This window comes from Ruegeria sp. BC8, from assembly GCF_056535705.1.
Genome location: NZ_JBQFIV010000001.1, coordinates 3,369,177 through 3,381,116 on the forward strand (window position 1 = coordinate 3,369,177; position 11,940 = coordinate 3,381,116).

General features: G+C 63.2%; 17 protein-coding genes. 6 read left to right on the forward strand and 11 right to left on the reverse strand.

Going from position 1 to position 11,940, the window contains the following annotated elements:
* Window positions 1-5: 5 nt before the first annotated feature.
* Window positions 6-992: an NAD(P)H-quinone oxidoreductase gene (locus tag ACR3EK_RS16970; RefSeq protein WP_170367581.1), complete on the forward strand. Its 987-nt coding sequence runs from the start codon at window positions 6-8 to the stop codon at window positions 990-992.
* A gap of 35 nt (window positions 993-1,027) precedes the next feature.
* Here ACR3EK_RS16970 and ACR3EK_RS16975 read toward each other — a convergent pair whose 3' ends face one another.
* Window positions 1,028-1,885, reverse strand: a complete 858-nt coding sequence (locus ACR3EK_RS16975; protein ID WP_480633983.1) for a DUF2189 domain-containing protein — start codon at window positions 1,883-1,885, stop codon at window positions 1,028-1,030.
* Between the two features lie 192 nt (window positions 1,886-2,077).
* On the opposite strand from ACR3EK_RS16975, the gene ACR3EK_RS16980 reads away from it, so the two are divergent.
* Window positions 2,078-3,061: a quinone oxidoreductase family protein gene (locus ACR3EK_RS16980; protein ID WP_170373107.1), complete on the forward strand. Its 984-nt coding sequence runs from the start codon at window positions 2,078-2,080 to the stop codon at window positions 3,059-3,061.
* A 48-nt stretch (window positions 3,062-3,109) separates the two neighbouring features.
* Here the strand turns inward: ACR3EK_RS16980 and ACR3EK_RS16985 are convergent, their stop codons facing one another.
* From ACR3EK_RS16985 to ACR3EK_RS17030, 10 genes are all read right to left on the reverse strand, one after another.
* Window positions 3,110-3,643, reverse strand: coding sequence for an outer membrane protein (locus ACR3EK_RS16985; protein ID WP_093963551.1), 534 nt, complete (start codon window positions 3,641-3,643; stop codon window positions 3,110-3,112).
* Between the two features lie 258 nt (window positions 3,644-3,901).
* Window positions 3,902-4,375 carry a YHS domain-containing (seleno)protein gene (locus ACR3EK_RS16990; protein WP_093963550.1) on the reverse strand — a complete coding sequence of 158 codons (474 nt, stop codon included), beginning with the start codon at window positions 4,373-4,375 and terminating at the stop codon, window positions 3,902-3,904.
* 197 nt (window positions 4,376-4,572) lie between these two features.
* Window positions 4,573-4,842, reverse strand: coding sequence for a hypothetical protein (locus tag ACR3EK_RS16995; RefSeq protein ID WP_170360017.1), 270 nt, complete (start codon window positions 4,840-4,842; stop codon window positions 4,573-4,575).
* Window positions 4,839-5,444, reverse strand: coding sequence for a glycerol-3-phosphate 1-O-acyltransferase PlsY (gene plsY / locus ACR3EK_RS17000; RefSeq protein WP_170360019.1), 606 nt, complete (start codon window positions 5,442-5,444; stop codon window positions 4,839-4,841). The genes ACR3EK_RS16995 and plsY overlap by 4 nt, the downstream gene beginning before the upstream one ends.
* Window positions 5,444-6,724 carry a dihydroorotase gene (gene pyrC / locus ACR3EK_RS17005; protein ID WP_480633984.1) on the reverse strand — a complete coding sequence of 427 codons (1,281 nt, stop codon included), beginning with the start codon at window positions 6,722-6,724 and terminating at the stop codon, window positions 5,444-5,446. Before pyrC ends, plsY begins: the two co-directional genes overlap by 1 nt.
* The gene (locus ACR3EK_RS17010) at window positions 6,721-7,107 is read right to left on the reverse strand and encodes a hypothetical protein (RefSeq protein ID WP_480633985.1); all 387 of its coding nucleotides are present in this window, start codon (window positions 7,105-7,107) and stop codon (window positions 6,721-6,723) included. Before ACR3EK_RS17010 ends, pyrC begins: the two co-directional genes overlap by 4 nt.
* Window positions 7,092-7,301, reverse strand: coding sequence for a hypothetical protein (locus ACR3EK_RS17015; protein WP_480633986.1), 210 nt, complete (start codon window positions 7,299-7,301; stop codon window positions 7,092-7,094). Before ACR3EK_RS17015 ends, ACR3EK_RS17010 begins: the two co-directional genes overlap by 16 nt.
* Complete coding sequence (locus tag ACR3EK_RS17020; protein ID WP_480633987.1) at window positions 7,298-7,609, reverse strand: hypothetical protein; 312 nt, start codon at window positions 7,607-7,609, stop codon at window positions 7,298-7,300. The genes ACR3EK_RS17015 and ACR3EK_RS17020 overlap by 4 nt, the downstream gene beginning before the upstream one ends.
* Window positions 7,606-8,541 (reverse strand): aspartate carbamoyltransferase catalytic subunit, encoded by a 936-nt coding sequence (locus ACR3EK_RS17025; protein WP_480632373.1) that lies wholly within the window; start codon window positions 8,539-8,541, stop codon window positions 7,606-7,608. Before ACR3EK_RS17025 ends, ACR3EK_RS17020 begins: the two co-directional genes overlap by 4 nt.
* Window positions 8,542-8,606: 65 nt before the next feature.
* Window positions 8,607-9,221, reverse strand: a complete 615-nt coding sequence (locus ACR3EK_RS17030) for a scavenger receptor class F, member 2 (RefSeq protein ID WP_480632374.1) — start codon at window positions 9,219-9,221, stop codon at window positions 8,607-8,609.
* Between the two features lie 85 nt (window positions 9,222-9,306).
* On the opposite strand from ACR3EK_RS17030, the gene ACR3EK_RS17035 reads away from it, so the two are divergent.
* From ACR3EK_RS17035 to moaB, 4 genes are read left to right on the forward strand one after another with little or no spacing between them, the layout of a single operon-like run.
* Entirely contained in the window at window positions 9,307-10,074 is a 768-nt protein-coding gene (locus ACR3EK_RS17035) for a uracil-DNA glycosylase (protein ID WP_480632375.1), read from the forward strand.
* A complete protein-coding gene (locus tag ACR3EK_RS17040; protein WP_170373102.1) occupies window positions 10,071-10,670 on the forward strand; it encodes a metallophosphoesterase family protein in 600 nt (199 codons plus the stop codon). The genes ACR3EK_RS17035 and ACR3EK_RS17040 overlap by 4 nt, the downstream gene beginning before the upstream one ends.
* Window positions 10,667-11,287, forward strand: a complete 621-nt coding sequence (locus ACR3EK_RS17045) for a LysE family translocator (RefSeq protein ID WP_170456549.1) — start codon at window positions 10,667-10,669, stop codon at window positions 11,285-11,287. Before ACR3EK_RS17040 ends, ACR3EK_RS17045 begins: the two co-directional genes overlap by 4 nt.
* 6 nt (window positions 11,288-11,293) lie before the next feature.
* Window positions 11,294-11,836, forward strand: coding sequence for a molybdenum cofactor biosynthesis protein B (moaB, locus tag ACR3EK_RS17050; RefSeq protein WP_480632376.1), 543 nt, complete (start codon window positions 11,294-11,296; stop codon window positions 11,834-11,836).
* The last annotated feature ends 104 nt before the right edge of the window (window positions 11,837-11,940 follow it).

Here is an 11,940-nt window from a genome sequence, read left to right on the forward strand (position 1 = left end):
TGCCAATGCCCCAGATGATGCGCGCCATTGAGATCACCACGCCCGGAGGTCCGGACGTTCTCAAGCTGACGGAACGCCCCATGCCCGAGCCCGGTCACGGTCAGGTGGTTCTGAAAGTGGCCTATGCCGGCGTCAACCGCCCGGACGCTCTGCAGCGGGCAGGGGCCTATGATCCGCCGCCGGGGGCCAGCGACCTTCCTGGGCTTGAGGCTTCGGGCGAGGTGGTGGCCATCGGCTCCGGGGTCTCGGGGTTGGCACTGGGGGATCAGGTCTGTGCGTTGTTGCCTGGCGGCGGGTATGCAGAATACGTGGCGACACCGGCGGCACACTGCCTGCCTGTGCCCTCGGGCCTGAGCCTGAAGCAGGCCGCCTGCCTGCCCGAAACCTTCTTTACGGTCTGGTCAAACGTGTTCACTCGTGGTGGGCTGAAGGCTGGCGAACGGTTCCTTGTACATGGGGGATCGAGCGGGATCGGCACCACGGCCATTCAACTGGCCAACGCTTTCGGAGCCCGGGTCTTCGTGACGGCCGGTTCGGACGAGAAATGCCGGGCCTGTCTGGATCTGGGGGCCGAGAGGGCGATCAACTACAAGTCCGAGGATTTTGTTGCTGCCATGCGGGCCGAAGGTGGGGCGGATCTGATTCTCGACATGGTTGGCGGCGATTACATCCCTCGCAACGTCAAGGCGTTGGCCGAAGATGGCAGGCTGGTTCAGATCGCGTTTCTGCAAGGGCCCGTCGTTGAGTTGAACTTTGCGCTGATGATGGTCAAACGCCTGACCCTGACCGGCAGCACGCTACGGCCACAGAGCGATTTGGCCAAAGCACGCATCGCGCAGGATCTGCATGAGGCGGTCTGGCCGCTGCTTGAGGCTGGAAAAGTTGCCCCGGTCATGGACAGCGAATTTGATCTGGCCGATGCCGGCGCTGCGCATGCCCGCATGGAAAGCTCCGGTCACATTGGCAAGATCGTTTTGAAGGTATCAGGCTAGGCCTGTCAGCGCGCGGGGGTTGCCCCGCGCTTTGCTCAGGCGATGGCGCGTCTATACAAGTGCCATGTCGCGTGCCCCAAGACAGGCATTGCGACGATCAGGCCCAAAAGCAGCGGGATCGCACCAAGAACCAGCAGCGCGGCGACGATGAAGCCCCAGGTCAGGATCACGGTCGGATTGTGCCGCAGGACCCGGACCGAGGTGACAACGGCCACAGGCAGGCCGACCTTGCGGTCAAGCAGCAACGGGAAGCTGACAACGCTGACGGCCAAGGTCACCAGAGCAAACAGGAACCCAACCGCCGATCCGACGATGATCATGGTCCAGCCGGGGCCGGTGGTCAGAGCCTGTGTCAGAAATTGGCCCAGCGTCTCTGGCGGCTGCGGACCCAGTGTTTCGATATAGATGCCGTGTGCCACCATCAGCCAGACCAGCAACAGCATGACAAGGTAAAAGGCCAGTGCCAGTATGGCGCCGAACGAGGGGGATCGAAAAACACCCAACGCGTCCAGCCAGTGAACCTCGTGCCCCTGTTCCCGCTTGCGGCTGATCTCATACAAGCCCAGTGCAGCGACCGGACCGATCAGCGCAAACCCGGCCACCAGAGGAGCCAGAAGTGGCACCATGTTGGCTTGCATCGCGAATCCGAACATCAAAAGCCCCGCGATCGGGTAGATCAGAACGATGAAAATGGCATCGGCCCGGATCGCCAGAAAGTCTTCGTATCCGGCGCGCAGGCACTCTCGCAAGTCTTGCAACGTCAGCGTTTGTACCGTCGGCAGATGCTGGGTGTCAGCGCTGCCGATGCCCGTTACGTTTTCAGCGATGTGATCGCTGGTCGCGCCGAGTTGCTGCGCGGTCCAACTGATCGGGTTTCCGATTGTCTTTGCCATTGTCATCCCTTTCCTTGGCGCAGGTGCGCCGCAGGATGCATCCGGCGAAAAGTTGCCCGTGGCCGGATGACCCGGCAACGCCTGACCCTAGTGTACCACAGTTTTTTCCAATCCTGGTTCACCCTTGCGAGATCGCCGGATTGCCCTGCGGCGCCGAAGTGATAGCTTGGATCCAGGCAATAGGAGGTCAGCATGCAGAAAACGGCGCGTACCGTAGTCATTCACGAAACCGGCGGCCCCGAGGTGCTGAAGATCGAGGATAGACCGTTGGGTGACCCGGGGCCGGGTGAAGTTCGGATCCGCCATCACGCCTGCGGTCTGAATTTTATTGATGTCTACCAGCGGACCGGTCTGTATCCGATGGAACTGCCGCACGCGCTGGGAATGGAAGCCGCCGGGGTGATCGAGGCGGTCGGCGAAGGCGTGACGCATCTGAAACCGGGCCAGCGGGCGGCCTATGCCGCGGTGCCGGCCGGTGCCTATTGCGAAGCGCGGGTGATGCCCGCGTCGCAGGTGTGTCCCTTGCCCGGCGGAATCTCATTCGAGACCGCGGCGGCCATGATGCTCAAGGGCTTGACGGTTGAATACTTGTTTCACCGCACCACGCCGCTGAAACGTGGTGATACGGTTCTGTTCCATGCCGCCGCCGGGGGTGTCGGCTTGATCGCGTGCCAGTGGGCCAAATCCGAAGGCATCAAGCTGATCGGCACGGCCGGGACCGATGACAAGTGCCGTCTGGCCCAGTTCAACGGCGCCACACACTGCATCAACTACCGGACCGAGGATTTTGCGTCCCGCGTGGCCGAGATTACTGGCGGCAAAGGGGTCGATGCGGTCATGGACTCTGTCGGTGCCGATACGTTCGAAGGCTCGCTGGACTGCCTCAAGCCATTGGGGATGATGATTTCCTTCGGCAATGCGTCTGGACCCGTGCCACCATTCAACATCGGCATTCTTGGGCAGAAAGGGTCGTTGAAGATCACCCGGCCGACGCTGTTCACCCATATCGCGGACCATTCCGTGTGTCAGGCCATGGCCCGGCGGCTGTTCGGCAAGGTGGCCGGCGCCGAGGTCAAGATTCACATCGATCAACGCTTTGAACTGGATCAGGTCGCCGATGCGCACCGCGCACTGGAGGCGCGGCAGACAACCGGAAGCACGATCCTAGTGCCATGAAAAAGGCCCGGCACGCTGTGCCGGGCCCGTTCGATTCTGCGCAAGAGATCAGAAGCGGTATGCCGCCCGGATCTGAAACGTGGTTGCATCCACGTCGACACCGGTCGAGTTGAAATTGTCGAACTCGTGGTACAGCAGCTCGCCCGCGATGCTGACGTTCGGCGCGACGATCTGTTCATAGCCGGCGCCGATGAACCATCCATCGTCGCTGCCCAGCGTGTCGGTTCCCGCATCCGCGTAACCGGCGACACCATAAAGCAGCCCCTGCGGGTTGACCTTGTAGCCGGCGCGGGCTTTCAGCCGCCAGACGTCTTCGACCGTTGCGGCACCCGAAAGGTCGACATCAGACCAGTCATAATCAAAGCCGCCGCCCACGACCCAGTCGCCCAGATCATAGTCGTAACCAAGGATCAGACCGCCGATGGCGCCGTCTCCGTCCACACCGGACAGGCTGGTGCCGATATCCGCGTAGCCGACCTGCGCACCCGCATAGAACCCGGTCCAATCGCCCGAGGACTGCGCCATGGCGGTGCCGGCTGCAAAAGTTGCAACGGTGGTCAATAGTGCCAGTTTGCTCGTCATCTTGCTATCCTTTCGTTGGAAGTTATCTGCCTCGGCCTTTGGTTGGCCTGAAGGTTTGTATTGATCATTACGTTCCGGTCGTTGGACCGGATCATTGGTTTTTCGCTGTTATTCCGACCCGGATTTCCGCAAGGTCGCGGCGCCTGGCCGCCCTTTTAGAGTGTTGTTCTGATCAGATAGGTTCGGGGTCGTGGGGCTTCAAATCACGATCGGCGGCAGAAGCATTCTGCCGCCGATCCTTACCGCCAATTCAGCAGATTATTGCTGCAGTTCGGCCGGATCCTTGTCGGCGATCGTTTCCCAGTTGACGCTTGCTTTTTCGATGAAGCCGGGGATGTCGCCTTCCCAACGCTGCTGGATGTCTTCCGACAGGTTCAGGTACAATTTGTTGTCCACGATCTTCCAGTAGGTCGGATCGCCGTCAAACTTGAACCCCATGGCCGCTCCGAAGGCGCAGTAGCCGCCGTAGGCCGGCAGGTAGGCCTCGGGATTGGCTTCGAACGCGGCCTTGTTCTCTTCGGTGGCAAAACGGTACAGCGCATCGTTGTGCAACGCCGTGATCTTGTAGCTGCCTTTGGTCGGCTCGCCTTCAGTGAAATACGCCACCGGGTCGTAACCCTGCATCGCCAAACCGGTCGACGAGGCGTTGATTTCTACCCCGGCCGCCAGGGCCGAGCTTGCGATTGCCACAGACAGCGCAACGCCGCCCAACAGGGATTTGATCTTGTTCATGGTTCCACCTTTCGTGATCGGGCTGCCCGGCATGTCCAAGCGCGGGCGTTTCAGCACCGAAATTGCGTTTCGTGCACCCGGTAATTGAGCGTCACGAAAACTCAGGTGGGAAAGGCGGCGATCACGTTCAAAGCAATCAAACGTGAATGTGCGGAAATACCAGGCGGTCTGTTCGCAAGCGCAGATCGGTCTGCGGTTCAGCTGTCGGGTACCAGGGCCAGAACAAAGCGTACGACCTTGGCGGCAGGCATCTCGCAGGGGCGCAGCAAAGCGCCGCTTTGATCCGTCAGGTACAGGTTCATACTGATGTAGTCCGCACCACCCCGTTCATGGGCGACCAGCTTGTGCGATTTGCCGCCGGCCATCGCCAGCCGCGTGACCGAATAGCTTCGACCGTTTGCGGTTCCGGTGAACGAACCCGCCGGCAAGGCAAAGAATGAGTCCAAAAAGTCGGCCGGCGCGGTCACGATTTCCCGATCTTGGGCTCTGTTCCCGCCTTGATGCGGGCCAGATTTTCGCGGTGGCGCCAGTAAATCAGCAGCGTCAGAACGACGCCCAGCAAAAAGGTCGACCCGTCCGTCAGGATCATCACCCATGTTGTCGACAGGGCTGCCGCGGCCAGCGCGCCGAGGGACGAGATCCGCCAGATCGCAGCAGCGACCAGCCATGTCAGACAGCACGCAACGCCCACCCGCCAGTCCAGCGCCAGCCACAGGCCCAGGAAAGTTGCCACGCCCTTGCCGCCCTTGAAGCTCAGCCAGACCGGGTAGCAATGGCCGACAAAAGCCGCCAGCGCCGCGACCTGGGCGGCATCGTCGCCGGCCAGTGCCCGGGCCAGCAGGACCGCGACCACGCCTTTGCCGGCGTCGAACAGAAGAGTCAGCGCCGCCGCCGCCTTGCTGCCAGTGCGCAACACGTTGGTGGCACCAATATTGCCGGACCCGATCTGGCGCAGGTTGCCCAGTCCCATCACCCGCGCAACGATCATGCCATAAGGTACCGACCCCATCAGGTATCCGATCGCGGCCCAGATAATCAGTTGGGTCGTCGAGCTGTCGAAAACGGGCATCAGGATCTCCGGAAAATTTCTTTGCCTGCAACGTAGGTTGCGGTGACCTTACCCTGCATCCGCTGTCCGTCAAACGGGGTGTTCTGCGATTTCGATTTCAGCGTGAACCGGTCCAGCACGAAGGGCACATCCGGGTCGAACAGAACCAGATCGGCCGGGGCGCCCGCGCTCAGGCGGCCGCAGTCCAGCCCCAGTCGTTTCGCCGGATTCAGTGTCATGGCCCGGAACAGGGTCGGCAGGTCCAGTTGATCGGCATGATACAGGCGCAGTGCGGCCGGCAGCAGGGTTTCCAGCGCCACCGCGCCCGAGGCCGCCTCTTCGAACGGGAGGCGTTTGCTTTCCTCGTCCTGCGGCGTATGCATCGAACTGATCGTGTCGATCAGGCCGGAGCGCACGGCCTCGATCACCGCCTGCCGATCATCTTCGGAGCGCAGCGGCGGCTTGACCTTGAAGAAGGTGCGATAGTCCGCCACGTCCAGCTCGTTCAGCGTCAGGTGGTGGATCGAGGTGCCGGCGGTGATGTCCAGCTCGTTGCGCTTGGCCCGTTCCAGTGCGGGCAGGGCGCGGGCCGTGGTGATCTGATCGGCGTGATAGGCCGCGCCGGTCATTTCCAGCAGGGCGATGTCGCGGTCCAGCCCCATGCGTTCGGCCATGGGCGAAACGGCGGGCAGACCGCGCAGGGCGGCGAATTTGCCGCTGGTGGCGGCAGCACCGTGGCTCAGCCCCGGGTCCTGTGGGTGGGCGATGACAAGCGCGCCGCAGGCCCGGGCATAGGTCAGCGCGCGGGAAAATACCTTGGTGTCCGTCACCACATGGTCGCAGTCGGTGAAAGCCACCGCGCCCGCATCCATCAGAAACCCGATCTCGGTCATCTCGCGCCCGTCGCGGCCCTTGGTCAGAGCGGCCATGGTCAGCACGTTGACGGGCGTGTCGGCCTGGGCGCGGCGGGTGACGAACTCGAGCGTTTCCGGCGTGTCGATCGCAGGCAGGGTGTCGGGGCGGGTGACCATCGTGGTCACGCCCCCGGCCGCGGCGGCAAGGCCCGCGGATTTGTAGCTTTCCTTGTGCCGCTCGCCCGGCTCGCAGACCTTGACGCCGATATCGACGATGCCGGGGGCCAGACACTGACCGCCGCAATCAATCACCTGCGCGTCCGCCTCGGGAGCTGGACCGTCGCCGCTGGCCAAGATGCGCCCGTCGGCCACGTGCAGCCAACCCAGCGCGTCGGTTCCGGCTTCAGGGTCGATCAGGCGGGCGTTGGTGAAGATCAGCTTGGTCATGCCATTGCCCTTTCAATCGCGGCTTTGGTGGCGGCCGGGTCGGCCTGGTACTTGATCAGGTGCTTGTCGCCGCCTTTAGTGACAATCTGCACGAAGCTGCCCATGATATTCACGGCTGCGACCCGGTTCAGCGGCATGCTGCGTCCGCCCGGGCCGGTCAGGGTGGTGTCGGTCATCTGCCAGTTGGCCGCCAGTTCCTCGGACGCCAGGTACCACGCCCGGACGCCCACCGCCGCCAGACCGGCCGGGGCGCCGGTCCAGACATAGGGATTTCCGATCAGCCACAGCACGAGCATCGCCCCCGCCATCGCGCCCGCGGCCAGCCACGAGTTGGTGCGGACATAAGCGCCCTTGTCCGGTGCAAAGGTCACAGGATCAGCCACAGGGCACCTCCGATGACCAGCAGGATGATCAAGGCAAGCACGGCCGATCCCGTTCGGCGGGGTTGCTCGCTCGAAACCGGGCTCGGCGCGGCCGAGTATGGCCGCGCGCTTTCGGTCTCGATGGTGCCGCCGCTCCAGTTCGTGGCCTCTTCGGTGTAAAGGCCGATCAGGCGCAGACGCGGATCGGGGTTCAATGTGGCCGCGCGCCCGCCCAGGCCGCGCTGCGCAGCACCAGAACCCAGCCATCGACCGCGTCCAGCCTGGCCCGGTCCAGCTGGTCCTCGGACACGCCGCAGCCCTCGCTGAGATAGCCGTAGAGACCAAGATCCTCGAGGTCGGAAACCGGAAACACGTCGATCTGCTGGGGGTCCAGCCCCGAGACCCCAAGAACCTGATCCGCCGCGCCGGGCTCGCGCAGGAATTTCGCCTCTTCGGGGCGCATGTCCAGCGCGAACAGGCGGATCACGCCGCGCTCGCCAGCCGAGATGTCCAGATCGCTCATGCCGCCTCCTCCAGGTTGCGAGCCAGCAGTTCCATCGCGGCCATGCGCACGGCGACGCCCATCTCGACCTGCTCCTGGATGACCGAGCGGTTGATGTCGTCAGCCAGCGTGCCGTCGATCTCGACCCCGCGGTTCATCGGGCCGGGATGCATCACGATGGCGTCCGGCTTGGCCAGCGCCAGCTTGGCGGCGTCCAGGCCATAGCGGTGGTAGTATTCCCGTTCCGACGGGATGAACCCGCCATCCATCCGCTCTTTCTGAAGGCGCAGCATCATCACCACGTCCACGTCGCGCAGGCCCTCGGTCATGTCGTCATAGATCTCGGCCCCGAATTCGGCGAATTGCGCAGGCACCAGCGTCGGCGGGCCGATCAGGCGGATGCGGTTTTCCATCTTGCCCAGCAGGATCAGGTTTGACCGCGCCACGCGGGAATGGGCCACATCCCCGCAGATCGCCACGTTCAACCGGTGCAGCCGCCCCTTGGCACGCCGGATGGTCAGCGCATCCAGCAGCGCCTGCGTGGGGTGCTCGTGCCGCCCGTCGCCGGCGTTCAGCACCGCGCAGTTGACCTTCTGCGCCAGCAGGTCTACCGCTCCCGAATGCGGATGCCGCACTACCAGCAGGTCGGGATGCATGGCGTTCAGCGTCATCGCCGTGTCGATCAGGGTCTCGCCCTTTTTGATCGAACTGGCCTGCATCGCCATGTTCATCACATCCGCACCCAGCCGCTTGCCCGCCAATTCGAAACTGGCCTGCGTGCGGGTCGAGTTCTCGAAGAACATGTTGATCTGGGTCAGCCCCGCCAGAACGTCCGAGTGCTTGGCCGATTGCCGGTTCAGATCGACGTATTTTTCGGCCAGGTCCAGAATGGCGGTGATGTCGGATTGGGACAGATGCTCGATGCCAAGTAGGTGACGATGGGCGAAACGCATGGGCCGGGCTCCTGTCTGACAGTCGCGCCGCTTATAGAAAGCGCAGCGCGTCGGGGCAACTGGAGTCAGTCCCCGTCGGGCAGTTTCTCGCATCCGCCTTCGGGCAGGCACCGCTCGCCGGGTCTGCACCACTTGCCGTATCCGCAATCGACGGCCTTTCTGGGCACGCAGCCCTGATTGGCCGAGCATTTGAACCCGGTGCGGCATTGCGATCCGGTCTCTTCGCACAGGTACCAGCCGGGGCGCGTACAGCCGCCGCCCGGCAGGCAGGTCGAACCGGCTGCGCAGGTCCGCCCGTCGTCGCAGGGCGTTGCAGGTTGCGGAGAGGGGTCGAAGTCGGCCGAACTGCGCTCGCATTCGCCGCGCGCGTTGCAGAAGGACCCGCTGGGGCAATCCAGCCGCGAGGCGCATTTGTTTGCCCCTGCCGGCGCGCATCGGGTGCCTCCGGCCACGCATTTCTCGAACGGCCCGCAGGACTGCCCGCCGCCGCAATAGGTGCCCCCGGCCTGAATGCAGAACCCGTCATAGCTGCAGCGTTGGCCAACCGAGCAGCATTTCAGACCGCACTGAAACTGGCCCCCACGGCATTGGCCTTGATTGTTGAGAAACGACTGCGCCTCCGACCCGCCGGGCAGCAGGGCGAACAGAGTGATCAGCAGAAGGCCCAGGGTTCGCGTCATGACGGGGACCATCGTCGGCCCGGCAATGCGCCAAGGCAAGGCCAATTTGCTTTCCCTTCCCGCAAAGCTGAGTAGATTGATGGTCATGGAATCGGCCCTTGACCCCTACACCGCGCGTGCCCTGCTGGAATGGCAGGTTGAGCTGGGCGTAACCGACGCGATCGTCGACGCACCGGTTGACCGCTATGCATTGCCGGATACCGCGCCAAAGGTCAAAAAATCCGCCGCAGCGCAGCCCGCAGTGCAGAAGCCCGCCAAGGCGGATCCGGTGGTCGAGGCAAAGAAGGCTGCGTCTGCGGCATCGTCTCTGGATCAGCTGCGCGCCGCTATGGAGGCGTTCGAACACTGCGATCTGAAGCGTGGCGCGCGACAGCTGGTCTTTGCTGACGGGACACCCGGTGCGCCGGTCATGATCGTCGGCGAGGCCCCGGGCCGTGAAGAAGACCGCGCTGGAAAGCCGTTCGTTGGCCGCGCCGGGCAGTTGCTGGATCGGATGCTGGCCGCGATAGACTTGGACCGCGCCAAGAACGTTTACATCAGCAATGTTCTGCCCTGGCGTCCGCCGCAGAACAGGGACCCTCGGCCGGACGAGATCGCGATGATGCAGCCGTTTTTGGAACGGCACGTGGCCCTGTCCAAGCCAAACGTCCTGGTGGTGATGGGCAACATCAGCTGCCAGGCGGCTCTGAACAAGCGCGGCATAACGCGTCTGCGCGGGCAGTGGGATCAGGCGCTGAATCTGCCGGTTCTGCCCATGCTGCACCCCGCCTATCTGCTGCGCCAGCCCCATGCCAAGCGCCAGGCCTGGGCCGATCTGTTGGATCTGCGCGCATATCTGGAGAACAAGGGATGAAGGTTCTGGCCTTTTCCGACCTGCACATGGCCCGCAATCGGGCTGCGGAACTGGTGGCAGCCAGCGTCGACGCTGACCTGGTGATCGGCGCGGGTGATTACTGCAACATGCGTCAGGGGCTGGACGAGGCGATGGAAATGCTTTCCGGCATATCCGCGCCGATGGTTCTGGTTCCCGGCAACGCCGAAAGCGCCGAGGAACTGGCGGCGGCCGTGCCGGACGGCGTGCATGTTCTGCACGGAACAGGCATGACCGTGGACGGGCTGCGCCTGTTCGGACTTGGCTATGGCGTACCGGTCACGCCATTTGGTGACTGGTCCTGCGACCTGACCGAAGCCGAGGCCGCAGAGCTGCTCAATCGCTGCCCGTCGGCCGACATCCTGATCACGCATGCCCCGCCCAAGGGCAAAGGCGATCGGACCTCGCAGGGGCAATCGATCGGATCGAGCGCGGTGCGCGACGCGGTGGAACGGATTCAACCTGACTTTGCTCTGTGCGGTCATATCCACGACAGCTGGGGTTATCGCGGCGAGATCGGTCGCACCCGGATCGCAAATCTGGGGCCCAAGGTGAATTGGTTTGAGGTCGATCCATGATCGAATACGCAACGCTGTTGACCTTCATCCCAGCCGCCATAGCGCTGAACATGACGCCGGGGGCTGACATGATGTTCTGCTTCGGGCTTGGGCTGCGGTCGGGTGCTCGATCGGCCATCGTGGCCAGCGCCGGTGTTTCGACCGGTCTGATGGTTCATGTTCTGCTGGCTGGGCTGGGACTTGGCGCGGCGGTCGCGACTATGCCCTGGCTGTTCGACGTCATTCGCTGGCTGGGCGTGGCCTACCTGCTGTATCTGGCCTGGGGCACCATCAGAAACGGTGCCGTCCGGACTGACGCTCCAATGCAGTCGTCGGGCCATGCCTTTCGCGAGGGGATGCTTGTCAACATGACAAACCCCAAGATCATTCTGTTCGTTCTGGCCTTCATCCCGCAATTCGTCTCGCCGGCCAACGGATCGGTTCTGGCTCAGTTTCTGCTGCTGGGCGCGATCATCGCTGTGGGCGGGTTCGTCGTGAATGCCCTGGTGGGGTCATTTGCCGGCGGCGCCGGGCGAGCGCTGATTTCAAGCCCGCGGGCGTCGCGAATTCTCGGCTGGGTCAGTGGCGGCGTGTTCGTCGCGCTGGCGGCCCGGCTGGCCATCATGGAAAGAGCCTGACACGACATGTCCCGAATTGATGAAACCATGGAATTCATCCCCATCCGCATCGCTGTTCTGACCGTATCGGACACGCGGACACTGGCCGAAGATCATTCGGGCCAAACATTGGTCGACCGGATCGAGCGTGCGGGGCACACCGTGGCCGACCGCAAAATCATTCAGGACGAGCGCGCCCAGATCGCCGAGCAGTTGCGGGCGTGGGTCGCCGACCCCGAGATTGACGTGGTGATCTCGACCGGCGGCACCGGCTTGACCGGGCGCGATGTCACGGTCGAGGCGCATCGCGATGTCTACGAAAAGGAAATCGAGGCTTTTGGCACCGTCTTCACCCTGATTTCGATGGAGAAGATCGGAACCTCGGCGGTACAGTCGCGGGCCACAGGTGGCGTCGCCGGCGGAACCTATCTGTTCGCCCTGCCGGGCAGCCCGGGGGCCTGCAAGGATGCCTGGGACGGCATTTTGGAAAAACAGCTGGATTTTCGCCACCGGCCCTGCAATTTCGTGGAAATTATGCCCAGATTGGACGAACATCTGCGACGGAAGTAGACTGGTCGCACGTTTAACGGCTCATAACCGCCTTGTGGGTTGGTATTTTTTCCGGCCCGGCTACCTATTTATAGACGGCGTCCCGTTGCAACCGGAGTGAAAGA

Bases quoted from the DNA above. Each gene is read 5' to 3' on its own strand.
- ACR3EK_RS16970 (WP_170367581.1), top strand. From the start codon at position 6: ATGCCCCAGATGATGCGCGCCATTGAGATCACCACGCCCGGAGGTCCG.
- ACR3EK_RS16975 (WP_480633983.1), bottom strand. From the start codon at position 1,885: ATGGCAAAGACAATCGGAAACCCGATCAGTTGGACCGCGCAGCAACTC.
- ACR3EK_RS16980 (WP_170373107.1), top strand. From the start codon at position 2,078: ATGCAGAAAACGGCGCGTACCGTAGTCATTCACGAAACCGGCGGCCCC.
- ACR3EK_RS16985 (WP_093963551.1), bottom strand. From the start codon at position 3,643: ATGACGAGCAAACTGGCACTATTGACCACCGTTGCAACTTTTGCAGCC.
- ACR3EK_RS16990 (WP_093963550.1), bottom strand. From the start codon at position 4,375: ATGAACAAGATCAAATCCCTGTTGGGCGGCGTTGCGCTGTCTGTGGCA.
- plsY (WP_170360019.1), bottom strand. From the start codon at position 5,444: ATGCCCGTTTTCGACAGCTCGACGACCCAACTGATTATCTGGGCCGCG.
- pyrC (WP_480633984.1), bottom strand. From the start codon at position 6,724: ATGACCAAGCTGATCTTCACCAACGCCCGCCTGATCGACCCTGAAGCC.
- ACR3EK_RS17020 (WP_480633987.1), bottom strand. From the start codon at position 7,609: ATGAGCGATCTGGACATCTCGGCTGGCGAGCGCGGCGTGATCCGCCTG.
- ACR3EK_RS17025 (WP_480632373.1), bottom strand. From the start codon at position 8,541: ATGCGTTTCGCCCATCGTCACCTACTTGGCATCGAGCATCTGTCCCAA.
- ACR3EK_RS17030 (WP_480632374.1), bottom strand. From the start codon at position 9,221: ATGACGCGAACCCTGGGCCTTCTGCTGATCACTCTGTTCGCCCTGCTG.
- ACR3EK_RS17035 (WP_480632375.1), top strand. From the start codon at position 9,307: ATGGAATCGGCCCTTGACCCCTACACCGCGCGTGCCCTGCTGGAATGG.
- ACR3EK_RS17040 (WP_170373102.1), top strand. From the start codon at position 10,071: ATGAAGGTTCTGGCCTTTTCCGACCTGCACATGGCCCGCAATCGGGCT.
- ACR3EK_RS17045 (WP_170456549.1), top strand. From the start codon at position 10,667: ATGATCGAATACGCAACGCTGTTGACCTTCATCCCAGCCGCCATAGCG.
- moaB (WP_480632376.1), top strand. From the start codon at position 11,294: ATGTCCCGAATTGATGAAACCATGGAATTCATCCCCATCCGCATCGCT.